This is a genomic window from Clostridium neonatale, from assembly GCF_900465025.1.
Lineage (GTDB): Bacteria > Bacillota > Clostridia > Clostridiales > Clostridiaceae > Clostridium > Clostridium neonatale.
Genome location: NZ_UICR01000001.1, coordinates 54246 through 77983 on the forward strand (window position 1 = coordinate 54246; position 23738 = coordinate 77983).

The 23738-nt window shown below is 28.8% G+C and carries 24 protein-coding genes and 1 pseudogene; 19 read left to right on the forward strand and 6 right to left on the reverse strand.

Annotated features, from left to right (window positions below; all coding sequences use genetic code 11):
- Nucleotides 1–113 precede the first annotated feature (113 nt).
- A complete protein-coding gene (locus CNEONATNEC86_RS00240) occupies nt 114–3812 on the forward strand; it encodes a S8 family peptidase (protein WP_159136049.1) in 3699 nt (1232 codons plus the stop codon).
- 60 nt (nt 3813–3872) lie between these two features.
- On the forward strand, nt 3873–5195 hold the full coding sequence (locus tag CNEONATNEC86_RS00245; RefSeq protein WP_159135377.1) for a peptidoglycan-binding domain-containing protein: 1323 nt from the start codon (nt 3873–3875) through the stop codon (nt 5193–5195).
- 110 nt (nt 5196–5305) lie between these two features.
- On the opposite strand, the pseudogene CNEONATNEC86_RS21375 reads toward CNEONATNEC86_RS00245, so the two are convergent.
- Nucleotides 5306–5431: pseudogene (locus CNEONATNEC86_RS21375) on the reverse strand (radical SAM protein); the annotation flags it as partial.
- A 1110-nt stretch (nt 5432–6541) separates the two neighbouring features.
- On the opposite strand from CNEONATNEC86_RS21375, the gene CNEONATNEC86_RS00250 reads away from it, so the two are divergent.
- From CNEONATNEC86_RS00250 to CNEONATNEC86_RS00265, 4 genes are all read left to right on the forward strand, one after another.
- Nucleotides 6542–7102, forward strand: coding sequence for a capsid assembly scaffolding protein Gp46 family protein (locus tag CNEONATNEC86_RS00250; RefSeq protein WP_159135378.1), 561 nt, complete (start codon nt 6542–6544; stop codon nt 7100–7102).
- A gap of 16 nt (nt 7103–7118) precedes the next feature.
- Entirely contained in the window at nt 7119–7964 is an 846-nt protein-coding gene (locus CNEONATNEC86_RS00255; protein ID WP_159135379.1) for a phage major capsid protein, read from the forward strand.
- Nucleotides 7965–8035: 71 nt separating this feature from the next.
- Nucleotides 8036–8461 carry a helix-turn-helix domain-containing protein gene (locus tag CNEONATNEC86_RS00260; protein ID WP_159135380.1) on the forward strand — a complete coding sequence of 142 codons (426 nt, stop codon included), beginning with the start codon at nt 8036–8038 and terminating at the stop codon, nt 8459–8461.
- Nucleotides 8454–8669, forward strand: a complete 216-nt coding sequence (locus CNEONATNEC86_RS00265; protein ID WP_159135381.1) for a helix-turn-helix domain-containing protein — start codon at nt 8454–8456, stop codon at nt 8667–8669. Before CNEONATNEC86_RS00260 ends, CNEONATNEC86_RS00265 begins: the two co-directional genes overlap by 8 nt.
- A gap of 194 nt (nt 8670–8863) precedes the next feature.
- Here CNEONATNEC86_RS00265 and CNEONATNEC86_RS00270 read toward each other — a convergent pair whose 3' ends face one another.
- Nucleotides 8864–9307, reverse strand: a complete 444-nt coding sequence (locus CNEONATNEC86_RS00270; protein ID WP_159135382.1) for a helix-turn-helix domain-containing protein — start codon at nt 9305–9307, stop codon at nt 8864–8866.
- A gap of 213 nt (nt 9308–9520) precedes the next feature.
- Here CNEONATNEC86_RS00270 and CNEONATNEC86_RS00275 point away from each other — a divergent pair, with 213 nt between their 5' ends.
- The 7 genes from CNEONATNEC86_RS00275 to CNEONATNEC86_RS00300 all read left to right on the forward strand — a co-directional run bounded on the left by CNEONATNEC86_RS00275 (nt 9521) and on the right by CNEONATNEC86_RS00300 (nt 14021).
- Nucleotides 9521–9709: a helix-turn-helix domain-containing protein gene (locus tag CNEONATNEC86_RS00275; RefSeq protein WP_159135383.1), complete on the forward strand. Its 189-nt coding sequence runs from the start codon at nt 9521–9523 to the stop codon at nt 9707–9709.
- Nucleotides 9710–9726: 17 nt separating this feature from the next.
- On the forward strand, nt 9727–11502 hold the full coding sequence (locus tag CNEONATNEC86_RS00280) for an ATPase (RefSeq protein ID WP_159135384.1): 1776 nt from the start codon (nt 9727–9729) through the stop codon (nt 11500–11502).
- Nucleotides 11503–11595: 93 nt separating this feature from the next.
- Entirely contained in the window at nt 11596–11718 is a 123-nt protein-coding gene (locus CNEONATNEC86_RS21715; protein WP_276508199.1) for a hypothetical protein, read from the forward strand.
- A gap of 14 nt (nt 11719–11732) precedes the next feature.
- Nucleotides 11733–12047: an ImmA/IrrE family metallo-endopeptidase gene (locus CNEONATNEC86_RS00285; protein ID WP_159135385.1), complete on the forward strand. Its 315-nt coding sequence runs from the start codon at nt 11733–11735 to the stop codon at nt 12045–12047.
- A complete protein-coding gene (locus CNEONATNEC86_RS00290; protein WP_159135386.1) occupies nt 12047–12253 on the forward strand; it encodes a hypothetical protein in 207 nt (68 codons plus the stop codon). Before CNEONATNEC86_RS00285 ends, CNEONATNEC86_RS00290 begins: the two co-directional genes overlap by 1 nt.
- Nucleotide 12254: 1 nt before the next feature.
- Complete coding sequence (locus CNEONATNEC86_RS00295; RefSeq protein ID WP_159135387.1) at nt 12255–12800, forward strand: ERCC4 domain-containing protein; 546 nt, start codon at nt 12255–12257, stop codon at nt 12798–12800.
- Nucleotides 12801–12845: 45 nt separating this feature from the next.
- On the forward strand, nt 12846–14021 hold the full coding sequence (locus CNEONATNEC86_RS00300; RefSeq protein WP_159135388.1) for a tyrosine-type recombinase/integrase: 1176 nt from the start codon (nt 12846–12848) through the stop codon (nt 14019–14021).
- A 232-nt stretch (nt 14022–14253) separates the two neighbouring features.
- Here CNEONATNEC86_RS00300 and CNEONATNEC86_RS00305 read toward each other — a convergent pair whose 3' ends face one another.
- On the reverse strand, nt 14254–15159 hold the full coding sequence (locus CNEONATNEC86_RS00305; protein ID WP_159135389.1) for a radical SAM protein: 906 nt from the start codon (nt 15157–15159) through the stop codon (nt 14254–14256).
- A 97-nt stretch (nt 15160–15256) separates the two neighbouring features.
- Nucleotides 15257–16339, reverse strand: coding sequence for a YkvI family membrane protein (locus CNEONATNEC86_RS00310; protein ID WP_159135390.1), 1083 nt, complete (start codon nt 16337–16339; stop codon nt 15257–15259).
- Between the two features lie 243 nt (nt 16340–16582).
- Here CNEONATNEC86_RS00310 and mnmL point away from each other — a divergent pair, with 243 nt between their 5' ends.
- Together mnmL and CNEONATNEC86_RS00320 are read left to right on the forward strand one after the other, a co-directional pair.
- Nucleotides 16583–17509, forward strand: coding sequence for a tRNA modification radical SAM protein MnmL/YtqA (gene mnmL / locus CNEONATNEC86_RS00315; protein ID WP_125147950.1), 927 nt, complete (start codon nt 16583–16585; stop codon nt 17507–17509).
- A gap of 568 nt (nt 17510–18077) precedes the next feature.
- Nucleotides 18078–18791, forward strand: coding sequence for a 2-phosphosulfolactate phosphatase family protein (locus CNEONATNEC86_RS00320; protein WP_125147951.1), 714 nt, complete (start codon nt 18078–18080; stop codon nt 18789–18791).
- Nucleotides 18792–18840: 49 nt separating this feature from the next.
- Here the strand turns inward: CNEONATNEC86_RS00320 and CNEONATNEC86_RS00325 are convergent, their stop codons facing one another.
- Entirely contained in the window at nt 18841–19065 is a 225-nt protein-coding gene (locus CNEONATNEC86_RS00325; protein WP_058293184.1) for a (2Fe-2S)-binding protein, read from the reverse strand.
- Nucleotides 19066–19254: 189 nt separating this feature from the next.
- Here CNEONATNEC86_RS00325 and CNEONATNEC86_RS00330 point away from each other — a divergent pair, with 189 nt between their 5' ends.
- The 4 genes from CNEONATNEC86_RS00330 to CNEONATNEC86_RS00345 all read left to right on the forward strand — a co-directional run bounded on the left by CNEONATNEC86_RS00330 (nt 19255) and on the right by CNEONATNEC86_RS00345 (nt 22787).
- Complete coding sequence (locus CNEONATNEC86_RS00330; RefSeq protein ID WP_058293183.1) at nt 19255–19938, forward strand: response regulator transcription factor; 684 nt, start codon at nt 19255–19257, stop codon at nt 19936–19938.
- 3 nt (nt 19939–19941) lie between these two features.
- Nucleotides 19942–21231 carry a sensor histidine kinase gene (locus CNEONATNEC86_RS00335; RefSeq protein WP_058293182.1) on the forward strand — a complete coding sequence of 430 codons (1290 nt, stop codon included), beginning with the start codon at nt 19942–19944 and terminating at the stop codon, nt 21229–21231.
- Between the two features lie 147 nt (nt 21232–21378).
- Complete coding sequence (locus CNEONATNEC86_RS00340) at nt 21379–22065, forward strand: polyphosphate polymerase domain-containing protein (protein WP_058293181.1); 687 nt, start codon at nt 21379–21381, stop codon at nt 22063–22065.
- Nucleotides 22066–22097: 32 nt separating this feature from the next.
- Nucleotides 22098–22787, forward strand: coding sequence for a DUF4956 domain-containing protein (locus CNEONATNEC86_RS00345; RefSeq protein WP_058293180.1), 690 nt, complete (start codon nt 22098–22100; stop codon nt 22785–22787).
- Nucleotides 22788–22898: 111 nt separating this feature from the next.
- Here CNEONATNEC86_RS00345 and CNEONATNEC86_RS00350 read toward each other — a convergent pair whose 3' ends face one another.
- On the reverse strand, nt 22899–23270 hold the full coding sequence (locus CNEONATNEC86_RS00350; RefSeq protein ID WP_058293179.1) for a hypothetical protein: 372 nt from the start codon (nt 23268–23270) through the stop codon (nt 22899–22901).
- Between the last annotated feature and the right edge of the window lie 468 nt (nt 23271–23738).

A 23738-nucleotide genomic window follows, 5' to 3' on the forward strand; every position in this document is an offset into this window, starting at 1 on the left:
TAATGTATAAATCTATCTCATTTTTTATATAGTAATATATTTATAAAGTAATATATGAAGATAAATATTCATACTATTAGTATAAATATTATTCAATTATAGAGGTGATTATTATAGCAGAATTAGATCCACAAAAATCTGCAAAGATAGATGCATCATTAGGATTATTAAATAATGTACCAAGCGCTGTGTTAAATAGACTAAATAATAAATTAAATTTAATTGGAGACGCAAACTTAATAGAGGTAACAATTTTATATAGAGATGAACCGATTGAAGTTAAAAAATTAATTGAAGGTCTAGGAGGAACTTTTCAAGATTTAGGTTTTAATTTTGCAATAGTAGGGATCCCAGTAGACAGAATAGTAGATTTGGCTAGAAGCAACAGTATACAATATATTGAATTGCCACAAAATTTATATACATCAGATTTAACAAGTAATAGGGAATCATGTGTTCCGCAGGCAACATCAACATACAATGTTAATGGAAAAGGAATACTTATTGGATTCATAGATTCAGGAATTGATTATACTCATCCAGCATTTAGGAATAGTGATAGAACTACAAGAATTGAATATATATATGATTTAAGTGATGGAGGAAAAGTATACAACAAAGAAAAAATTAATGAAGCCCTAGAAGCAACAGATCCATACTCAATAGTTCCATCAATAGATATAACTGGACATGGTACACACGTTGCTGGTATTGCCTGCGGTGGAGGAAATATTCCGAATTCTTATAAAGGAGTAGCTACAGAAGCATCTATAGCAATGGTCAAGGGCACAAGAGGAAATTGGGTTTTAAGTACTCAAATAATGAAGGGATTAAAATTTTTGTTAGATAAAAGCAAAGAATTAAATATGCCATTAGTTGTTAATATTAGTTTGAGTACTAATAATGGGGCTCACAATGGAAGTAGTTTATTAGAACAATATATTAGAACAATAGCAAATTTAGAAAGGATAACAATTGTAATTGCAGCAGGGAATGAGGGAGATTCTGCACATCATACTGGAGGAACATTTGAAATTATTCAAAATCAATCATTTAGTATAGCAAGAGATGAAAGTCTAATAGTTATAAATCTATATAAATCCATTTTGCCAGATATAACAATAAATATTAGAAGTTCAACTGGAGAAGCAAGTGGAAATATAAATATAAGAGAAGGATATTTTCAAGGAAATGTTGGTAGAGATAGGTATGATATATATGTTTCGGGACCAAAACCTTTTGAACTTAATAATGAAATTCAAATAGTTCTTTCTCCAATAACATCAAATTATATTACTGAAGGGCTATGGACAATATCAATTGATAAGATAAACAACTATGAAGGGGTATATTCAATTTGGCTTCCAGTTTCAGAAGGACTTAATCAAAAAACTAAATTTTTATCACCAGTAGCTTCAAATACATTAGGAATACCAGCAACTGTAGATAATATAATTGCGGTTGGAAGCTATAATCCTGTAACGAGAAACTTATCTAGTTTTAGTGGGAGAGGAGCAGAAAACCTAAGATATCCCCTAAGACCGGATTTAGCAGCACCTGGAGAAAATGTAATGGCACCGATACCTAATGGTGGATATGATAGAAAGACAGGAACATCAATGGCAACTCCTCAAGTGTCAGGGATTTGCGCATTACTTATGGAATGGGGGATTGTTAAAGGAAATGATTTTTATTTATATGCACAAAGATTAAAGTATTATTTAGTAAAGGGATCTACTAGAAAAAGAACTGATATAATCTATCCCAACTCTTCATGGGGATATGGAGCAGTTTGTGCATATGATAGTTTTTACTTAATTGAATCGACAATAAATTCAATTTTAGCTGGAAGGCAACGTGATTATACAAGAGATTACTATAGAGAAAGCAACAGTGTAGATTTAAATACCGATAATATATTATCCAAGTTAGGGGTGAGTTGTATAGGGAATGATTCAGAGAATGCAACCATATCACCTGATGATCTAATAGGAATAATTGTACAGATATCAAATCCAGAAGTTGTTGAACAGATAAAAAAAGGCATGCCAGATGCTGCAATCGTTAGGCTTTCAGATGCGTTTATAATAGTAATAACGCCTTATAAAGACATAAATAAGCTAGGAAATTATAATTTGGATATTATTCCCAATATAAATCCACCTGTATACACATTAAGTGCACTATCACCAGTAGAGGCTAGTGGGGCGCCCTTGTTTGTGAATAATCCCTATTTAAGATTGGATGGAACTGGAGTATTGGTTGGTATAATAGATACAGGAATAGATTATTTAAATGAAGAATTTATGCTAGAAGATGATACAACAAGAATTGAAAGAATATGGGATCAGACCCTTAAAGCAACAGAAGAAGTACAAGGTATAAAATTAGGAGTTGAGTATACCAAAGATCAAATTAATGAAGCTATAAAACTATATAAGGGTGGTGGAGATCCATATAGTATAGTTGCTAGTAAAGATAATGTTGGTCATGGAACAATGACAGCAGGAATAATTGGAGGAAGAGGACGAAATCCGGCATTATTAGGAGCAGCTCCAAATTGTAAATTTGCAGTTGTTAAACTTAGAGAGATGAGTAAAGCTGAATCAATTTATGCAGGCGTATCTAAAGAGGGAATTAATAAGTATGGATATATTGATATAATTTTAGCTGTTAGATATTTGAACAATATAGCATTGCAATTAGGGATGCCTATTGTTTTTCATATACCTATGGGAACTAATACAGGAGCACATGATGGTAATAGTTATATAGAACAATTATTTGAAAGTCAGTCAGGTAGAAGAGGTTTTGTTCCAGTAGTGGGGACTGGAAATCAAGGTGATACTCAAACACATACAGAAGGAAAAATTAATAAAACTGAAGATATGGTTTCAGTTGAGGTAAAGGTTGGAAAAAACCAAAAAGATATGAATTTTCAATTCTATTTTTTGAAGCCAGATAAAGCGTCTATTGGAATTGTTTCTCCTTCAGGAGAGGTTTTAGAAAGAGTTAATACTAATCTTAAATCAATAACAGATTATAAGTTCATTTATGAAGGGACAATAGTATGTATACATTATTTGATTCCTGATAATATATCGGGAAATGAAGTAATAATTATTAAACTTAGAAACTTAAAAGAAGGAATATGGACCTTTAGGTTATATGGAGATTATATTGTTGATGGAAGATTTTGGTCTTGGCTACCGCAAAGAGAATTATTATATGATGATACTAGATTTCTTTCTCCACTACAGACATCTACATTAACTGTACCAGCAACAGGAAAAAATGTTATTGTTTCTGCATATTATAATCAATCATTAAATACTGTAGTGGCTGAATCAGGACGTGGTTACACTATAGATGGAAGAGTAAAACCAGATATAGCTGCAGGTGGTGTAGATGCAATAGTTACAAAGCCAGGTGGTGGGACTACTGTTGCTACAGGATCATCAATAGGATCATCAGTATTAGCTGGATGCTGTTGTTTAATATTACAATGGGCTATTGTAGAAAAGAATGATATTGAGATAAATGTTAATAAAATGATAGCTTATATAATAAGAGGGGCTAAGACTAGAGAGGGTGACACATATCCCAATAAAGATTGGGGATATGGAATGCTTGATTTAGAAGGGGTTTTTAATGCTTTAAGAAAACGGAATTATGAAAAAAATAATGATTTATATCTAGAAGATACTGTTGAAGAAATTAAGTATTTAACGTATTCTGATTTAAATAAATTAAGGAATGGAAATAGCGTAATTGAATTTAATATAGGAAATTTATTTTATAGGATTCCATAGTAACAAATAGAAATTTATAACATATAATGATTAAGTAAAAATAATATTTGAGGAGTATCCATGGCAGATATAGGAAGATTAAAGGTCCAATGCTTTAGAGGAAATGATTATATTCCTGTTGATAGAGCTAAGATTACTATAAGAGGAATAGGAGAATTTGCAACAAATAGAACTATAAATCTGACTACAAATTCATCTGGGTTAACTGAAGAGATTGAAGTTGATGCGCCACCGATAGAGTATTCGCTAAATGAAAATAGTAATAAAACACCATATAGTTTGTATGATATAACTGTAGAAAGAGAAGATTTTGAGCCTATAAGTATAAGGGGATGCCAGGTATTTCCGGGTGAAGTAGCATATCAAATATGCAATTTAAGTACAGATCTTAGATCAAGAAATACAAGGCAAGAAGTTATAAATATTTTACCAAACACATTATATGGAAACTTTCCACCCAAAATACCAGAAGAGGTTGATAAGCCATTACCACCACCAACATCAGGGGTAGTGCTACCGCAACCAGTAGTACCTGAATATATAGTAGTACATCAAGGCAGCCCTAATGATGCATCAGCTCCTAATCATAAAGTTGATTATAAGGAGTATATAAAAAATGTTGCATCATGTGAAATTTACTCAACATGGCCAGAAACAACAATACGTGCAAATGTTTTTTGCATAATATCATTTACTTTAAACAGGATTTATACTGAATGGTATAGAGGAAAAGGAAAGAATTTTGATATTACAAGTTCTACAGCTTATGATCATGCTTTTAATTACGGAAGAAATATTTATGACAGTATCAGTGCTATTGTAGATGAGATATTTTCTACTTATGTAAGAAGGATTGGAAATAAACAGCCACTTTTAACTCAATATTGTGATGGTAAAAATGTTAAATGCCCAGAATGGCTAAGTCAATGGGGAAGCAAATATTTGGGAGATCAAGGAAAATTACCATATGAAATTTTAATGTATTACTATGGAAATGATATTGAGCTTGTTACTGCTGAGAAAGTTGAAGGAAGCCCTCAATCTTATCCAGGTTATGATTTGACAATTGGATCAACAGGAGAACCTGTAAGAACTATTCAGGAACAATTAAACAGAATAGCTCGAAATTATCCTTTAATACCTAAAGTAGCTCAGGATGGCGTTTTTGGAGAAACAACAGCAGAAGCGGTGAGAACATTCCAAGGAATATTCTCTTTACCAAAGACTGGTGTAGTAGATTATGCAACATGGTATAAGATATCAGATGTATATGTAGGCGTTACTAGAATTGCTGAATTAAGGGGAGCAACAAATAGAATATTTGTGCCACCTGTAGCTCCTAGAAAAGATAATGATATAAAAATTCCAAGTTTTTATTATTAAATATAAGAAGACTGTTGTTATAATATTTTCAACAGTCTTCTTATATTTATATTCAATTTATATATAGATATATAAAAATAATTTTTCATATACTTTAGAGATTCTATAATTTATACTCCTTCACAATTAAATTTTGGGACATAAGAAATAGTGTCAGTACCTTCCTCTTGTATGAATCCATTTTTTAGACCTAAACTTAGAGCATAATTTATTAAAGAATCATAGTGCTTAGGATTTGGGAACGGATATTTATACAAAGTCAGATAAGCTAGAATCGGCATTTTATGCAGATATATTGAACTATGAATATTATTAAATCACTATTGATATTATCTTATAAAGGGTAAAAGAAGGGTAAATATAAATACTAGAATAATAAATATTTTTATATTGTAAAAAATACTGTCACTATTGTCACCATTACTTTAACCCTTATACGGTGGGACTTATAGGTGACACTTTTGATTGTCACCATACTGTCACCACTGTCACCTAATATTGTCACCGATATTATTACAGAATTACAATTATATATTGATACCATTGGAGCTATTGAAAGATGATTGAATTAGAGTATTGATATATATGTGAACCCTAGTAACTGATAATAACCCTCTAAAAAACATAAAACACATAAGAATAGCGTTAAATGTAGTAATATTGAGCCTTGATAATACCTTGCATATGTATTATATGAAGTGATGATGTGAACTAAAAAGCTGGGAAATAAATAGATAAAAATAAGTGAATTATTTCGTTAATTCGTAGTTTCCCGAAATTTTAAAAAATAGAGATTGGCTCAACTGTGGGATTGATAAAAATAAAGTAATTTGAAGGTCAGATTTTTAATAAAAAACAATGCTTTTTGATATGAAAGTTTAGTAATACTGTTACTATGAAAGTGGGAAATAGTGAGGGTTTTGAGGGGGTAGGTTCTAAAATAGAAAATTCAAATTCATGGTTACGGCCACTATAAATATTTTCCCCATTTCTAAAAAAACATACATAAATTAATTTATGAAAACTACTAAAAAGCATATATTAATTAATTAATGAACGCACTTGTAATAAATTAACTATAACGTTAAAAAAACTATAAAAAGTGTTGAAAAGTGTAAGGTATAAGTATATAATATAGATATAGGGACAAAAAATAACCCGGCATGGTTGTAAAAAGTCCCTCATATGTTGCAATTGTAAAAACATTATAATAATTAAGATTGTAGACGTAATATGTCTTTAATTTTAATTGAATCTGTTTTTATCATTACCGGGACTTTTAAAGTCCCTTCCTCTAATAATAAGTTGCTGGTGTAATAGTCAGTAGTGAAGAAAGAAGGTTAAACATGGAGAATACAGAAAATCAAACAAATACTAATATTGAAGGTTCAGAGAGTGAAAAGTCGGCTGGAGCTGGTGAAATAACTTTAGAGCAATTCAGAAACGCATTAGAAAATAATATTGAATGTAAAGGCTACTTCGATAGCTTATGTGATAAAACTGTAAACACTCGACTTGATAAAGGTATTGAGTCCTGGAAAGAGCAGAATTTAAGTAATTTAATCAATGATGAAATAAATAAAAGATACCCACAAAAAAGCGAAACAGAAATCGCACTAGAGAAGGCACAGGAGGAAAAACGTCAGCTGGAGCTACAAATACAATATCAATCTTTAATGGCTGAAAATAGTTTGCCGTTGGAGGTATTAGACTTTGTTGCTGGAGCAGACACAAAAGCTACCATTAAAAATATAGAGAAATTCAAGAGTTTTGTTGAGAATACGGCTCAAAGAATGTCAGATAAGATAGTTAAAGAGAAGTTAGGTGCCGGAGCATATGCACCACCGACAAGTCCTAAGAGTTTTGGCAATGGCGGTTCAATGTGGGATATAGTATATAACAAATAAGAAAGGAAGAAATAATATGTCAGATACATTATATTTAAAAGATAATTTAGCTGGAACAGTTCCAGTAGAAATATCAAAAGAAATTTTAAAGAATATTATAGACCAAGCAAGTATATTAAAAGTAAGTAGGAAATTACCTATGACATCTGATACAATGGTAATCCCTAAAATGACTGGTACTGGTTCGGCCGCATGGGTAAATGAAGGTGAAGAAATTGGAACAACATTACCTACCTTTGAATACCCAAAATTAAAAACAGAAAAATTAGCGATAATAGTTCCAGTAACAAGAGAGAAGTACAACGATAGTGTTAGTAATGTGTTAGGGGAAATTAAACAGGCTATCGCTGATATGTTTGCAAGTGCTATTGATACGGCTTGTATATTCGGAGTTAATACTCCATTTGATACTAATTTACTTACTGCTATTGGTACTCAAAAAATCACTGCTACAAGTAACCTTGATAGCGACATATCTAACGCTATGGGAGTTGTAGAGGATAATAAATACAATTGTAATAATATTCTAATGGGTACAACTCAAAAGAAGGTTTTACGTGCATTATCTAATGATAATAGTTATAAGGGTGCTATTACTTTATCTAGTGCATATGATACACCAATAGAATACGTTAGAAATTGGGACGATACCAAAGCTTTAGCTATTACTGGTGACTTTACAAGGTCAATTATTGGAACTCGTGAAAATATGCAATATGAAATATTAAAAGAGGCTACTATTAACAATGGTGGTCAAAGTATTAATCTAGCTCAGCGTGATATGCTGGGGGTTAAATGTACAATGAGAATGGCTTATTTAGTGGCAGACCCTAAAGCGTTCAGCATGATAGTAAGTGCATAGACAACATATAGTATTAATATACATGGGTGGGTGGCAAAATGCAACCTACCTTATTTTATAGGAGGGATAATATGATTACACAACAACAATCGGAAATGATAGATTATATAATTGCTGGTAATAACAAAACTGAAACGGCTAAATTGTTAGGAGTAAGTAGGAATACTGTTTATGATTGGTTAAAAATAAAAGAAGTTCAAGAAGAAAAAAAGAAGAGAATAGAAGAAATAAAGGCTGATACTAGAACTAGCTTGACACCTAAAGTTAAAAATGTATTTGATGAAATATACAAACTTGCTATAAACTGCAAAGATAATAGAGTTAAATTCCAAGCGTGTAAATATATATGTGACCAAGTTATTGGAGCACCTTCAATTGATAAATCAGTTCAAGAAGATGAGAAGAAAGAGATTACAGTAACTTTATTTGATGATGACCCTAGCATTGACGATATTCTGGCAAAAATAGAGGAAAAGGAAATTAATATCAATGAATGAGCTGGAGCAACTAAGGAAGGAAAATTCCTTTCTAAAGGACGAAATTCGTAGATTAAAATCTCGTGGAGCTGGAAGGAAACCTAAATTTAATTTATACCAAATTTCAAATATTAAAAATGCTAGAAATCAAGGAAAATCTTATCGTGAAATAGCTGAAACTTATAATTGTAGTGTGAGCCTTGTTCATAAATTAATACATGAAAAATAAAAAACTCAACACCGTTTTGGTACTGAGTTTATTTTTTGATATTGCAGACACTGATATAAATACTAATATAAATAAAAATAGCATTAAAAAACTATAGAGGTCTTTACATTTCTCTAATGTAACACACCCATCTTTATAAATCTATTTAAGTATATCATATAAATAATAAAAGCACAATCCCGTTTAGGAAGGTGCTATTTTTTTTCTTTTAAATTTGCCATGATTACAAGCATATTTTCAATATTTTTTATAATTAAATCGACTTCACTAGCTGAAAATGATGTTATATCATATCCATTTCTTTTTAATAATATATCAAGTGTGTCAGTTAATGTAAGAGCTTCTTTATCCTCTTGTGAATATTCTACATTAGTAACGCCCATTGCTTTTTCTATTAATTTTGCAGTTTCGCTGGTTACTGGTGGTAAAAATATTTCAGAGCCACTATCATCAATTAATTTTTCGGTTGGAATATTTAGCACATTGGCAATATTTCTCAATACGCTAGTTGGTGGTTCTATATATCCGCTTTCATAATGTCTAACAGTTACAGGACTTTTGCCTATTTCTTCGCCTAATTCCTTTTGGGTTAATTTATTTTGTTTTCTGTATTTTTTTATATTTTCACCAATACTCATAAAATCCGAATCCTCCTAGATTTTGTATGAGTTAATTATATCATGATGGTTAGTTAAAATAAATGTTTTTTAAAACAGTTAGTAAAAAAATGTTGACAGGGTTATTTTAACGATATATACTAACACTATAAGGTTGATACGAAAGACGGTTGACCTTAACAGGGAAACAATAAACCCATCTAATTAATTAACATAAGAAAGGGGACATACAATATGTCAAAAGTAGTAAAACAATTATTTTCAGTAGCAGAAACAAGAGAAAGGCTAGGATTTAGTAAAAATCGAATGTATGAAATTCTAGCAAATGACAAAACATTTCCAGCGTTTAGAATTGGGACAACTTGGTTTATTAATGCAGATAAATTACAAAGTTGGATAGACGCTCAAACAAATAACAGATAAAAAGTAGGTGGTAATACTTGAAGGTAATTAAATTTAGTTTAGAAGAAGGCGAGAGCTGTTTTATAACATTAGCTCATATGTTTTCTAATATAGAGGCTAGAAAAGAATATAATAATTTGCAATTAGATAATAAATTTGAGTATCCAAGTAAAGATTTAGATGTTATTTCAAGTATTATTACTAGATACGCAGATGATGAAAATATACTACAGAATTTTGAAGTAGTAAAGGAACTTAGAAAATGTGATAAATATTCTGAAATAATGGACTATGTTTTTAATCCTATAAGCGAACCATATTATAAAGCATTCATTGATAAAGTGAAAGGAAATATTGATAAATTAGACGATATACCATTAATACATTATGAAGATAGTAAACAAGCATTTATATCATATATAGGTGGAAATTTAAGAGCCTTGATTAACTCTACCAATGAATATAAGTTTGTAAAATGGAATGGTAAAGCATGGGTAAAAATTACAGATGAAGAGAGTAGGATCATATACAACGATTTTATTGGAAAATGTGAACTAGAACTCAATAGAGCAATGTTTGAGCTAGAAAAAGCTGATTATCAGAAAGTGAGTAAAAAAGTTCGTGGATGGGATAATAAAAATCGTGTTAATGAAGCATTAGACAAAATTAAACGAGATAAGAGCCACACAATAAACCTTAAATATCATAATAAAAATGAAAATATTATTTGTTCTAAAAATGGTATGATAATTGACTTAAATACTGGCGAAATAAAATTATCATGTAGAAATGACCTAATATTAAATACATCAAAATATAACTTAGTTGATAAATATTCAGCAGATAATTTTATGAATGAAAAGCTGAAGATATATGAAAATGTATTAGGTAAAGAAAGATTGGATTTTATTCTTGATTTAATAGCTTATAAAATGTTAGGAAAGAATTTGCAATTAGCTATATTTATGATAGGTGCTGGAGCTACTGGAAAAAGTACTTTTAAGAATATCATAAAAGATTTATTCGAGGATAATATATCTAATATACCATATGAATATTTTACATTAAATCATAGAGGAAATGAAGATAAGTCAAGAGATGATTTGCTTGTATCTTTGAGCAATAAGTTGTGGGGGTTATCTAGTGAGGGCGAAGAAGATTATATCATAAGCCAAGCAAAATTTAAGACTATATTATCAAATTCAACCGAAACTGCAAGACCAACAAGAGGCAATTTAATTGAAATAAATTTACAGAAGTTAGACTTACTGATTGATACTAATACAATTCCTAGATTTGCGAATTTTGATGATGCGGTAAATAGAAGATTATTATTTATAAGATTTTTAAATAAAATACCATTGGAACAAAGAAACGCTAATTTTTACAGAGAGGAAATTAAGCCTAATTTTGATAATGTGTTTTCATATTTTATATATAGAGCTATCGAAATTATAGATAAAGATTTTATTATTCCTCAATGCGTAAAAGATGATACAACCCAAAATGTAAAAGAAATAGACTCTTTATTGAAATTTTCAAAAGAAATAATAGTCCCAGCTGATGGATTTCATATTGAGTGTGATGAAGTAGAAAAAGCATATATAAAACTATGTAATGATGAAGATTTACCTAATGTGGTAAAAGCGGACATCATAGGCAAGCCAGCGGGATATAAGGACTTTGTAAAGCGTTTAAGAGAATATGAAGGCTATAACAATGTAAACTACTTTAGATATGGCAGGCAAAAAATAGACGTATACAGAAATATAGCTTTTAAAGATACGTCGGAACAACAGAATATATTTAATTAGGAATAAAAAAAAGCATTCCGATAGGAACGCAAACATATCAACAATGTTAGTGTATCCTATTTGGTTGTAAATGTAAAGGGGAACATACATTTTATGAATATTTTATTATATAAAAATTTTATTCAAGAATTAATAAGTGAAGGTGTTAAGGTTCAGGACCTAACATTAAAGCAAATAAGTAAAAGTATTGAATTATATAAGATTATAAATAGATAGGAGATTATACACTAATGAAATTAGATAAATTAAAGAATTTTGCAATAGCGAAAGGTTTTGATATTACTACTGTAGATTTTAAAATCAATAAACCATGTGGGTTTTTATTTGATAAACATATAATTCTTAATGAAAGAATGAATAATGATGATAAAGTATTTGTTTTGGCTCATGAGATAGCACATGGTTATTTACATAAAGACAAAGGAAATACAATAAAGAGCCCTAGACATAAAGAATATGAGGAACAGGCACATAAAACGGCAGAATTGATATTAGATTTATTATCAATGGATATGGATAGTTGTAATGTTGGAGGTGCTGACTAATGGAAGAAAGATTAAGAAATAAACTAGCTTATCTTTATGATATGGCAGATAAATACAATAAGCTTAATAAAAAAACACATAATAAATATTTATGGCGATATAACGGAATATGTGAACATATTGACGCATTAGAAAGTTTAAGAGATGGCATTATTGGAGAATGGAACGAAGCATATGAAGAAGATTTAAAAGAAAGTGAGGTATAAAATGGTTCAATTATATAAATATTCAAAATCGGAACTAGATAAAATTTTAAAGACACCAGTTATATTAATAGATACAAGGGAACAGGAAAATATTCATATAACGGATTATTTTGATAAGAAGAAAATTCAATATAAAGAAATGAAGCTAGATCATGGCGATTATACTTTCTATATTCCTAAAAATGAGGAACTAGGTATATCAAGAGATTTATACTTCAATGATATTGTAACAGTAGAGCGTAAAGGTTCATTGGAAGAGTTGAGCAGTAATTTCTGCAATGGTAGAGCTAGAATTGAGGAAGAGTTCACTAGGAAGAAAGGCAAAATGTATTTGATGGTTGAGGGTGCTACCTATGAGGATATAGTTAAGCATAATTATAATACTGAATACAATCCAGTTAGTTTTATTGCCACACTAGATACATATGAGGCTAGATATGGAATACACACATCATTTACAAGTAAAGCGGCGGCTGGGAATTTCATATATCATAAATTCAAGTATCATTTAAGAGAATATTTAAAGAATGGATTTGTATTAAATTAACAAAAGGGGCGTTCTGCCTCTTTTTATTATAAGGAGATGAATAATATGGCTAGGACAATATATAGAAAAAAGAAAATAAATGGAATTGAATATTTCCATTTTAGATTAAGACATGAGAATTTAAGAAAACCTAAAGATATATATGCTAAAACTGTCAAAGAGCTTGAGGCTAAAATTAAAAATATAAAGAATGATTTAGATAACAATATAAAAGATAATAGAATATATTTTGATAGATGTTATCAAGATTGGCTTTTTAATAATCATTTTATGAAATTAAAACTATCAACTAAAAACACTTATGAGAGCCTTTACAGAAATCATATAAAAAATAGTATGTTATCAGATATTAGAATAAAGGATTTAAGTGTTTCGGATATACAGAAATATTATAAGAATTTAATTAAAAAAGGTGTCACACCCCATACGGTGGAGCAGATACACAGGCTTATAAATCCATTTATACGTTATTTATACGATAATAATATGATATTAAAAGATTTCGGAAGAGCTATTCAATTACCCAAAGAAGATGAAAAAACTAAACTTAAAAGGATGAAGAAAATACATCCATTTACTAAAGAAGAACAAAAGAAATTTACTTTAATAATAAAAGATAATCAGTATGAGGCATTGTATTTAACTGCTTTATATAGTGGGCTTAGAATGGGAGAGCTATTAGCTTTAACATGGGACGATATTAGTTTTAAGAAAGGTTATATTGATGTTAATAAAAACATTGTAGAGGTTGCAGAGGTATCAGAAGAAGGTCGAGACAAAATTAAAATTATAACACAGACACCGAAGACACAAGGAAGTATCAGAAAAGTAGTTATTCCCGACCTTTTAATTGAAGTATTGAAGAATCATAAGGAAAAGCAGAAAAATAATATATTTAGATATACAACAAGATATAAAGAGAATAATTTGGTTTTTAGTAGTAGATACGGGAAACATATAAACCAAGCACAATTGAGGAAGAATTTCAGAAAGGTTTTAGAGAGCATAAAAGTGTATGATAAAAAATTTCATGATTTAAGACACACATATGCTACTAGACTATTTGAGCTAGGAGAAAATCCGAAGACAGTGCAAAAGCTACTCGGACATAGTAATATATCAATAACATTGGATATATATACTTATGTATTAAATGATGTTGAATCGCAAGCTATTTCAAAATTGAATAATTTATTTAATGAATTTAATGGGGTCGAATAATCGACCTCTTTTTTATGTGACAATATTAGGTGACACTTTTTTGTCACGGTGACAATGTGAAATGTCCCCTCTAACCCTCACCAATTAAGGCTTAGAGGAGTAGTGACAAAAGTGACGCTATTTTTGGTTAGTTAAATAAAAAATATATATTAGTAATAAAACATAAAAATATATAAGGGTAAATTTGAGGGTAAAATATACAAAATTAATTCACAGCAAGTGAAATTTATATTTATACTCCTTCAAGGTTAAAAGCTGGAATATAAGAAGTATTGTTAGTTCCTTCATCTTGTATAAATCCATTTTTAACACCTAAATCAAGAGCATATTGTATTAATGCACTGTAATGCTTAGGATTTAGTGGTTTATTTATTTCGGGGTAATTACAAGCGTTAAACATAGGAACATATTGATTCATTAAGCTGAGGTATATACTATCACCATACCTGTTGTACAAAGTATCAACGACTTTTTTTGAATCAAATAAAAGTCCGGGAAGCATTAGATGTCTTACTATAACACCTTTAATTATTTTTCCTTCTGAATCAAATTTGGGTGTACCAACTTGTTTTAACATTTCATCTATTACTGAAATAGCATTAGATGCGTAGTTATTCACTTTAGAATATTTTAATGCATATTTATCATTAAAATATTTAAAATCAGGTAGATAAACATCAATATAGCCATCTAATAATTTTATTGTTTCCAGAGAATCATAACTATTAGTGTTATAAAGAATAGGTATATTTAATCCATTGGATTTTGAAATCTTTAATGCTTCTATAATTTGAGGTACATAATGAGTAGGAGTGACTAAGTTAATGTTGTTTGCTCCTTTTTCTTGAAGCTCTAAAAAGATTTCAATTAATCTTTCGATTGATATTTCTTTACCATTGAATTCTTGACTTATATCATGGTTTTGACAAAAAACACAATTTAAATTGCAATGTGAGAAGAACACAGTTCCAGAACCGTTTCCCATAGAGATTGGTGGCTCTTCCCAAAGATGAAGGGCAGCTCTAGCTACCTTAACTGTGTTAGAGGCTTTGCAAAAGCCAATACTATTATTATTTCTATTAACTTTGCAGTTTCTACTGCAAAGAGTACATTCGTTTAATAAATCTAAATTTTTCATTGACTATACTTCCTTAAAATTTTAATAATAATTAAAGTATAGCATATTTGAAAATTAACTATAATTACTTAGCTTTAAATATATAACGCAAAATATATTAAAGCTTGTGTTTACTTCTATAGAAAAAGCCAATAATTCTATCCTTAAAAAAGAAGTAAATACATTGTGAAATAAACACTAAACTTAGTAATCCGAATAAAGGATAAAGCTTATTTATAAGATTTCCAAACCCAAATTGAGAAATTATAAATGCTACTCCTAAAACAGGGAAAATAGCTTTTTTAAAGCTTATATTGAATGTATTTTCTAAAGTTTTACTTATGGAATATACGTCTGATACTTCTGTTGAGAACATTTCAAGCCATATTATAACAAGAAGGAGGGCTTGAATTATTGTCCCAAATCTATTAGCAACAAATAAAAGAGGAATTTCATACTTATATATATAAGGTTGATTTATAGTTAATAATAAGTTAATCATTGAGCAAAGGATTGTAAGGCCTAAAGCACCACAGATTATGCCTATAAACATGGTTTTTGGTTTTTTCATAGTTGTGCTTAAAGGAACGATAACTCCAGATGCAGATAAAGTATTATATCCAGCATATAGAAGTGTTGATATTGCTATGCCGTCCTTTTGTGGCTCGAAGCTTGAAATATTTGAGTAGGATACTGCATCTTTACAAAATAAAGAATAGAGAATCGTAATTAAACTTATGGTAAAAACAAGTGCAGGAACTATAAAGGAATTTATCTCTATTAATCCGTCAGTACCACGAAGTAAGAAAAAAACAGCAATGCAAATCATAATTAATGAACCAATTACTTTTGGAATACCAAAAAACTGATTTATTAAAGCACCACTTCCAGCAAGAATTATGGATGCACTTGAAATAAGAAAAAAAGTAGTTACAAGTCCAGTAAATTTTCCAAGTATATTAGGACTTATTAGATTTATTACATCACTATAAGAATCAAGGTTGTGATTTATACTTATCTTTGAAATTATTGAGCTCATTATTATATAGAATATGCCACAAATGAATATTCCTAAAAAACTTTTTAATCCGTATTTGGTAAAAAACTCTGTTATTTCTTTTCCTGAAGCAAGTCCTGCACCAACAATAGTACCAATAAATACTGTGGCTATCTGGAATATTTTGATTAATTCATCTTTCAATTTATCGTTCCCCCTTAAAATTCTTCCTAGTATTAAATATATAAGGGAGACTTTTTATTTATTCTTTAAACAAGTAAATAATTGTTACAATAATAAAAATAATATTTTATATATTAAGAATAAATCATGAATATATGTACTATCAGCATAAGGTTGGAATTTTTAAATTAATATGCAATAATCATTATAGTAAATAAATTAAAGAATTTATGTTAATTTAAAATAGATTGGAGAAAAGTAAAAATGAAAGAATGGAATGGGAAAAGATATCATACATTAAATCATTTTTTAAGAGAAAAATTTGGAGAGAAGGTATTTAAAATATCACTAGATGGTGGTTTTACATGTCCTAATAGAGATGGAAAAGCAGGAAGAGGAGGTTGCGTATTTTGCAGTGCAAGAGGTTCAGGTGACTTTGCAGGAGATAGAGATTTTTCAATATCTAAGCAATTTGATGATGTTAAATTAATGATGGAGCACAAATGGAAGAGCGGGAAGTATATAGCATATTTTCAGGCATACACAAATACATATGCACCTGTAGATGAATTAAGAAAAAAGTATAATGAAGCAATAGAAAAAGAAGGTGTTGTAGCTTTAGCTATTGCCACTAGACCAGATTGTCTTGATGATGATGTTTTAGATTTATTAGAGGAAATCAGTAAAAAGTTATATGTATGGGTAGAACTTGGATTACAAACTTCAAATGATGAGACAGCAAAGATAATAAATAGAGGATATATGTTAAGTACATTTGATGATGCAATGGAGAGATTAAATAAGAGAAATATTGATACAGTAGTTCATGCTATATTTGGATTACCAGGTGAAACAAAAGAAGACATGATTAATACAGTAGATCATATAGCTCATAGTGGAGCTCAAGGAATTAAGATACATCTTCTGCATCTTATGAAAAATACTGCACTTGTAAAAGAATATGAAAAAGGAAATCTAAAATTTTTATCTCAAGAAGAATATATTAATTTAATAACAGAAAGTGTTTCTAGAATTCCAGAAGAGATGATAGTTCATAGATTAACCGGAGATGCTCCAAGAAATGAACTTATTGGTCCAATGTGGAGTTTAAAAAAATGGGAAGTATTAAATGCAATAGACAAGGCCTTTGAGGATAATAATATATATCAGGGGATGAATTTTAAGAGATAGATTATTTAATTATCTAAAAATAGTGATTAAATAAAAAGGTTAATAATTAAAAAAATAGTTGTGCAAATATTTGAAGAATGAAAAAATACCCAGAATTTAAGTGAGATCCCAAATTGGCATATAACACTTGGCGAGGAACGAGTTTAGTGGTATAGCCCTTCTATGAACGAATGTAAGTAGAAGTTTCCGAATATATTTGGCTGCTCGAACTTATTCCTATGAACGAATGTGAATAGTGAGTTTCCTTTAAAATGTGAATAGATAGAAATTACTACAGTTAAAAGTATAAAAGAGACAGACTTTAAATAAAAAATTTATTGCGTAAGCATTTGGAGAATGAAAAAATGCCCAGAATTTAAGAATTTAAGAATTTAAGAATTTAAGAATTTAAGAATTTAAGAATTTAAGAATTTAAGAATACAAGAATATAAATTCTTACGAATTTGCTTATTTTATGCGGATTGATGAAGATAAAGAAATACTTTATTCTTAAAAAGTCAATTGAATAAGAACAACATAAGTTTGATTTTAAAAATACATTATATATGGAAGAGAGGATTTAATAACTATGAAAGTTGATATAATTATTAGTGGGGATGATATCAAAGAAGGTAAAATAGAAAATAAAATAGCGATTGTTATAGATATGTTTAGAGCAACTTCGGTAATAGTCACTGCTTTAAATAATGGATGTAAGGAAGTAATACCTTTCTTAACTATAGAAGAGACTTTTGAAAAGGCAGAAGAGCTTAAAAGAGAGAATTGTATTTTAGGCGGGGAAAGAAAAGCTGTAAAGATAGATGGCTTTGATGTTTCAAATTCACCTTTAGAATATACCAAAGAACTTGTAGGTGGAAAAAGTGTTCTTATGACAACAACTAATGGAACAAAAACACTAACAAGGTCTTTATCTGCAAAGAAAATTTTTATAGCAGCTATGATCAATGCAAAAGCTGTTGCAGAAAAATTACTTGAAATAAATGAAGATGTTGTAATCATAAATGCGGGAACTAATGGAAATTTCTCTATGGATGACTTCATATGTAGCGGATACATAATAGATGAAATGACAAAAAAATCATCAAAATTAGATTTAACTGATATAGCTAAAACAGCACATCAAATATATAAATCAAATGAAAATGTAATGAATTATATTAAAGATGCTACCCATTATTCGGTTATGAAAAGTTTAGGGCTAGATGATGATATATCATATTGTACTAAGAAAAGCATAATTGATATTGTTCCAGAATATAAAAATTCGAAGATAGAAATTTAAAAAAATAGAGCGTCTCATTTGAGGCGCTCTACTTTATAATTAAAAATAACTAGCTATTCTTATATTCTTCAATTAAATTATTTATTATATAAGAACAAGTTTTGCCTTTGCAAGAACCTGTGCCTGCACCGGTAGCTGCCTTAACTTTTTCAAAAGTATCAGCACCATTCCTTATTGCCTCTTTTATTTTAGCTCTTGAAATTGCTCGGCAACGACATGTTTTGGTTAATTTATCTAAAATAGCTTCGTTTAAATTATTATCATTACTATCCATATTTATTCTCCTAAAATTTAAAGTATTTTACATAATTTAAGCACTAAATTAATAAAGAGTCAAGAGGACAATAATTATCTGAAATTATTAAAATAATTTAGCTTCTGTTAAGAAAATAGGTATATAATATTTATAAAATTTAAAGTATAGGGGAAAAAGATAATTAAAATCAAATGGAGGCGAATAATAATGATAAAAGTGCTTTTGGTAGAAGATAATATTAAAATAAGTGAAAATATAGTTGAATATTTAAGTAAAGATTTAGAAATTGAGCCTGTATATAATGGAACAGATGCAATTCATTTATTGGGCTTATATGATTATGATATTGTTATTTTAGATTTAATGTTGCCAGGGGCAGATGGAATGACTGTATTAAATAATATATCAAAAAAATGTTTGAATACAGGAGTAATAATATTAACTGCAAAAGAAGAATTAGGTGATAAACTTAGAGCTTTTAATCTAGGGGCGAATGATTATCTTACTAAGCCTTTTTTCATGGAAGAGCTTAAAGCAAGAATAAATGCAATTTTAAAAAGCATGGGAAAGATAAAAGACGCTAATACTCTTGAATTTAAAGGGCTAAGCATTGATATGAAGATAAAAAAGGCCTATATAGAAGGAATGGAATTAGAATTAAATGAGAAGCTATATAAATTGTTAGAATATCTAGTTTTAAATAAAGGTGTATTATTATTTAAAGAGCAAATTTTTGATAATGTATGTGGCTATAATAGTGATGCTTCTACTGAAATAATAGAAGTATATATAAGTAGATTAAGAAAACAGTTAGCTAGCTTTGGATATGATAAGTATTTAATAACTAAACGTGGGATGGGATATGTATTAGATGAAAGTATAGGGGAGTAAATAATGAAAAAGGATATCTTTTTAGCTACAAGAAGAAATATTATTGCTATTAGTACAATAATAGTATTTGCTTGTTTGATAGTATTTGCAGTAATAACACAGACACTATATTCTGCAAAAGTAATGGATAATATTGATAAACAGCTTTTGGAACAACGAGATATAATAAATATGGATGTATTTGATTTTGAAAGATATTTAAATCAAATGAATAATCCATTTCCTAAAAATTTTCATGGAAAACCAGGTATGCATGAGGAGGATTTTATACGTATTCCACCTAATTTGATTGTGATCGTATATAAAGATGATGAGCTAAAAAATATAAGTAGAAACCAATATTTCACTGAAAATAATTTGCCTGATTTCTCCAAAGAGTCAGAAAACACAATAGTTACAATTGATGATAATGGATATAAGTTTAGAGGTATAATTATTTCTAAAGATTCATATAAAATACAAGTATTATCTAATATAGATTCAGAAGTGAATTCAATACATAGGCTAACTAAAACTTTAATTATAAGTTTGATCATTTTAATAATAGTTGCTATAGTATTATCTGCTTATTTAGCATCAAAAGTTATAAAACCAGTGAGAGAAGCATATGAAAAACAGATTCATTTTGTTCAGGATGCATCTCATGAAATGAGAACTCCATTAGCTGTAATAAAAGGAAAGTTAGAACTGTTGGCAAACTCATCGAAAGATACTATAGATAGTCATTTTGAGCATATTTCGAAGATAATGAGTGAAATACGTGGATTAGAAAAATTGAATACTGACTTATTATTATTGTCTAAAGAAGATTTAGACTTAGGCATAAATATTACTAAATTTTCTTTGTATGAATTTATAAATGATATAGGTGAATTTTATATTGATTTAGCGGATATACAAGGAAAAGAATTTAAAGTGATTAAACCTGCATACGATGTAGAAGTTCTATGGGATTATAGCAAAATAAGAAGAGCTGTAATTATATTGATAGAAAATGCTTTTAAATATACTGATGATAATGGAAAGATAGAATTTATCATAGAAGAGTTTAATAAAAATATTAGAATTTCAGTACGTGATAATGGTATAGGAATCAGAGAAGAGGATCAAGAACGTATCTTTGATAGATTTTATAGAAGTGATATAGTTAGAGGAAAAAATATTAGTGGAACTGGAATAGGCCTTAGCTTACTAAAGTCTATTTCTAAAAATTTTGGCATTAAATTAAATGTAAATTCAACATATGGAGAAGGATCAGAATTTACAATGATGATCCCTAAAACATTTGATTAATATTAAAGAAAAGTAAGAACACCTACATCTATTTTTGAAAATATATGTAGGTGTTTTTCTGTTTATATAAAATTTAACTTTGTTAAGCTACTGTTAAGACGTGTCATTTAAAATAAGTATATAAGATAAAGAAACGGAGGTGTATAGATGGAAGAGGTTAAATTTAGACATGAGCTAAAGCATTATATTAATTTCTCTGATTATATATCAATTAAAAGTAGATTAAGATCTATAATGCACATAGATAAGAATGCTAATGAAAATAATGAATATAAAATAAGAAGCTTATACTTTGATAATGTTTATGATAAGGCATTAATGGAAAAGGTTATAGGAGTTCCTAAGAGGCACAAGTTTCGTATTAGGTTTTATAATGATAATCATGAATTTATAAGACTAGAAAAAAAATCAAAGATAAGAGGATTGTGTCTTAAAGATAGTGAGAAAATCACAAAAGAAGAATGTGAGAAAATAATAAATGGAGACATAGAATTTTTGAGAGATTCTAATAAAAAGTTATTTATTGATTTGTATAGTGAAATGAAGGGAAATCTATTAAGACCGAAAACCATAGTTGACTATACAAGAGAAGCATATATATATCCAATAGGAAATGTGAGGATAACTTTTGATAAATCGGTAAGAACAGGTTTAAATAATATAAATATGTTTGATGATAATCTAGCAACTATAGAAACCATAGATAATAAATATATTGTTTTAGAGGTAAAATTTGATGAGTTTTTACCACAAATAATAAGAGATATTATACAAGTAAAAGAACGTAGAGCAACTTCAATTTCAAAATATGAAGCTGCAAGAATTTATGGATAGACGAAATACATATAATTTTAGGAGGAAAAAGAATGTCTGATTCAGCAATTAATTTTAGCGATATTTTAAAATCTAGTTTTGTAGAAAAATTAAGTTCAATTTCATATTTAGACATGGCTATAGCGTTGTTATTAGCTTTTGTGGTTGGGCTGTTTATAATGCAAGTTTACAAAAAAACTTTTAAAGGTGTAATGTATTCAGAAAGTTTTGCAATATCACTTTTAGCACTTTGTTTAATTACTACTTTAATCATATTAGCGGTAACATCTAATATTGTATTATCACTAGGTATGGTAGGTGCTCTTTCTATTGTACGTTTCAGAAGTGCAATTAAGGAACCTATTGATATAGCATATCTTTTTTGGTCAATTAGTTCAGGAATAGTAATTGGAGCTGGATTAATACCACTTGCAATAATAGCATCAATATTCATAGGTATAGTAATGATATTATTTGTTAATAAGAAAACTGCAAATAATCCATATATATTAGTTATAAACTGTTCAGATGATGATTCAGAAAATAATGCATTAAATTTACTTTCAAAAAGTGTTGAAAAGTATAATGTTAAATCAAAGACTGTTTCACCTGTAAATGGAGTTGAAATTACAGTTGAGGTTGGATTAAAGAAAAATACTACAAAATTTGTAAATGCCATATCAAAATTAGAAGGTATTTCGAATGTTGTTTTAGTAAGTTATAACGGAGATTACATGTCTTAATTTATAAATAGAAGATGGTTGGAATTGGTTATTAGATAGAAGAGGTTATAATTATAGAAATTAGAAAAGAGGTTTCAGTTAGCATGAAACCTCTTTTAAAGATTAAACCTATTAATAGTTATTAAATGAACCTATGAATGCTGCAGCAAATACAACAGCTAAAAGAATATATACTGCCAAAATACATATTGTTATTATGAATGAAACAAATCCAGCTCTATTCCAAGTATTTTGAACTAAGAAAAATTCTTCTGGACTAGAATAATTACCATTTTTCCAAGCCCATTCATTTCCTTTTGCACCACATACAAATATCCAAATTATATTGAATAGTGGAATTAGACAAAGTAGAGTAAGATAAGATTTATTACCTATGCCCCACATAATATTCATCATAAAAGCTCCCCAATTCCATTTTTTTATTTCAGAAGGAACTTCTGAACTTGAGTATTGATTAATACCCATATTGTTTGAATTTTCCATAATTATTTATCCCCCTAATTAATAATTTAAAATAATTTCAATTTATTATATCATGGTTATAATTGTAATTAAAGTTTATTAAGGTTAAATATAATATATAATGGGAAAATGAAAAGTTTGGTATAATAATTTTGAAATAATGTTCAAGGGGGAAAACATGGATAATAATGATAAACGTAATTTAGATAGCTCTGATGGGATCTCAGAAGAAAATAATCTTTTGAATGAAGTTATTGATGATATCAGCATTAGAAATGATAAGGACAATATATAAATAATGAGCCGCTTTACACATAAGCAACAAATAAAATATATAAAGAATCAAATCAACAAAAGTTTATTTTTAACAAAGTCATTTACTAGTATTCTTTTGTTATGATTATTTATCAGCATTAAGAACATATTGATAAATTTTAAGAATACTAAGTAATTATATAGTCATGAATTGACAATTAAAATTTGGTAATA

Excerpts from the sequence above, each read along its gene's own strand:
- CNEONATNEC86_RS00245 (WP_159135377.1), top strand. The coding sequence starts at position 3,873 with ATGGCAGATATAGGAAGATTAAAGGTCCAATGCTTTAGAGGAAATGAT.
- CNEONATNEC86_RS00250 (WP_159135378.1), top strand. The coding sequence starts at position 6,542 with ATGGAGAATACAGAAAATCAAACAAATACTAATATTGAAGGTTCAGAG.
- CNEONATNEC86_RS00255 (WP_159135379.1), top strand. The coding sequence starts at position 7,119 with ATGTCAGATACATTATATTTAAAAGATAATTTAGCTGGAACAGTTCCA.
- CNEONATNEC86_RS00260 (WP_159135380.1), top strand. The coding sequence starts at position 8,036 with ATGATTACACAACAACAATCGGAAATGATAGATTATATAATTGCTGGT.
- CNEONATNEC86_RS00265 (WP_159135381.1), top strand. The coding sequence starts at position 8,454 with ATGAATGAGCTGGAGCAACTAAGGAAGGAAAATTCCTTTCTAAAGGAC.
- CNEONATNEC86_RS00270 (WP_159135382.1), bottom strand. The coding sequence starts at position 9,307 with ATGAGTATTGGTGAAAATATAAAAAAATACAGAAAACAAAATAAATTA.
- CNEONATNEC86_RS00275 (WP_159135383.1), top strand. The coding sequence starts at position 9,521 with ATGTCAAAAGTAGTAAAACAATTATTTTCAGTAGCAGAAACAAGAGAA.
- CNEONATNEC86_RS21715 (WP_276508199.1), top strand. The coding sequence starts at position 11,596 with ATGAATATTTTATTATATAAAAATTTTATTCAAGAATTAATAAGTGAA.
- CNEONATNEC86_RS00285 (WP_159135385.1), top strand. The coding sequence starts at position 11,733 with ATGAAATTAGATAAATTAAAGAATTTTGCAATAGCGAAAGGTTTTGAT.
- CNEONATNEC86_RS00290 (WP_159135386.1), top strand. The coding sequence starts at position 12,047 with ATGGAAGAAAGATTAAGAAATAAACTAGCTTATCTTTATGATATGGCA.
- CNEONATNEC86_RS00295 (WP_159135387.1), top strand. The coding sequence starts at position 12,255 with ATGGTTCAATTATATAAATATTCAAAATCGGAACTAGATAAAATTTTA.
- CNEONATNEC86_RS00300 (WP_159135388.1), top strand. The coding sequence starts at position 12,846 with ATGGCTAGGACAATATATAGAAAAAAGAAAATAAATGGAATTGAATAT.
- CNEONATNEC86_RS00305 (WP_159135389.1), bottom strand. The coding sequence starts at position 15,159 with ATGAAAAATTTAGATTTATTAAACGAATGTACTCTTTGCAGTAGAAAC.
- mnmL (WP_125147950.1), top strand. The coding sequence starts at position 16,583 with ATGAAAGAATGGAATGGGAAAAGATATCATACATTAAATCATTTTTTA.
- CNEONATNEC86_RS00320 (WP_125147951.1), top strand. The coding sequence starts at position 18,078 with ATGAAAGTTGATATAATTATTAGTGGGGATGATATCAAAGAAGGTAAA.
- CNEONATNEC86_RS00325 (WP_058293184.1), bottom strand. The coding sequence starts at position 19,065 with ATGGATAGTAATGATAATAATTTAAACGAAGCTATTTTAGATAAATTA.
- CNEONATNEC86_RS00330 (WP_058293183.1), top strand. The coding sequence starts at position 19,255 with ATGATAAAAGTGCTTTTGGTAGAAGATAATATTAAAATAAGTGAAAAT.
- CNEONATNEC86_RS00335 (WP_058293182.1), top strand. The coding sequence starts at position 19,942 with ATGAAAAAGGATATCTTTTTAGCTACAAGAAGAAATATTATTGCTATT.
- CNEONATNEC86_RS00340 (WP_058293181.1), top strand. The coding sequence starts at position 21,379 with ATGGAAGAGGTTAAATTTAGACATGAGCTAAAGCATTATATTAATTTC.
- CNEONATNEC86_RS00345 (WP_058293180.1), top strand. The coding sequence starts at position 22,098 with ATGTCTGATTCAGCAATTAATTTTAGCGATATTTTAAAATCTAGTTTT.
- CNEONATNEC86_RS00350 (WP_058293179.1), bottom strand. The coding sequence starts at position 23,270 with ATGGAAAATTCAAACAATATGGGTATTAATCAATACTCAAGTTCAGAA.